General features: G+C 56.1%; 1 protein-coding gene. It reads right to left on the bottom strand.

What is annotated here, in order from left to right; genetic code table 11:
• A partial coding sequence (locus ACTHSP_RS22715) for an HD domain-containing protein (protein ID WP_440347093.1) occupies positions 1 to 371 on the bottom strand: 371 nt, incomplete at both ends.

Here is a 371-nt window from a genome sequence, read left to right as displayed (position 1 = left end):
ACATGGGGATCTTGGATGTCTTCTTTTTGGGCAACGGTGGACATGAGCAGGTGGTTTTCAACCAGCCATGCGAGGAGATGGCTTTCTTCTTCGGTGTAGTAGTGGTTGGCGGCGAATTGTTGTGCGTCTTTGATGCCTTCTTTTGCGTGATCGCCGCCACGGCCTTTGGCGATGTCGTGCAGCAGGGCGGCGGTGTAGAGGATATGTGGTCGTGGGTAGGCCTGCATGATGGCGCTGGCCTCGGGCATTTCGTGGCTGTGGGTTTCGATGGCGAGACGGCGCATATTGCGGACAACGGTCAGGATGTGGTCGTCTACGGGGTAAATATGGAAGAGGTCGTGTTGGAGCAGGCCGGTGATTTTTTCCCATGC

The sequence above is a fragment of the Neisseria sp. P0001.S005 genome (assembly GCF_051963715.1).
Note: the sequence above shows the minus strand (reverse complement) of the source record. Positions and strands in the feature narration are given on the sequence as shown.